Genomic DNA, 602 nt, shown 5'->3' on the forward strand with positions numbered 1-602 from the left:
GGTCGCCGACCCCACCACCCCAGGGCGACGACGGGCGCAGCAGCGCGACGTGGGCGACGTTCTGGCCCAGGCGCCCGGCCTGCAGGACATCCCGGTTGCCGGGGTCCTGGCCCACGACCCGCGCACCGCTGCCGCCCTCAGCGGTCACCCGACCACCGGCCGGGGCATCGACCGATCCGCCCTGCTGGCCAGCGCCGCCACCATCGCCACCGATCTGCTCGAACGAGCCCAGCTCGTCTCCGCCGGGGCGGTGAGCGCGTGAACACGCACGAAGCCCCGACTACAGGTTCGGCCACTGCCCGGACCGAGGGTGACGCCGCCTACGCGGTGGGGCGACAGNGCGCCGCCACCATCGCCACCGATCTGCTCGAACGAGCCCAGCTCGTCTCCGCCGGGGCGGTGAGCGCGTGAACACGCACGAAGCCCCGACTACAGGTTCGGCCACTGCCCGGACCGAGGGTGACGCCGCCTACGCGGTGGGGCGACAGGCTGAGACGTTGCACGCGGGTCGTCGCGCGAATGCCCTGGACGGGGCCGCGGACCCGGCACCTGGCTCGGCCCCGGGCTCCTCGGTGGATCAGGGGCTGGTGGCGCGGTTGCGG

General features: G+C 74.7%; 1 protein-coding gene. It reads left to right on the plus strand.

Annotated features, from left to right (window positions below; genetic code table 11):
* Positions 1–262: hypothetical protein (locus ACR80Q_RS18335; RefSeq protein ID WP_435379090.1), on the plus strand; the 262-nt coding region annotated here is incomplete at its 5' end.
* Between the last annotated feature and the right edge of the window lie 340 nt (positions 263–602).

Source organism: Aquipuribacter aurantiacus, from assembly GCF_051216895.1.
GTDB lineage: Bacteria > Actinomycetota > Actinomycetes > Actinomycetales > JBBAYJ01 > Aquipuribacter.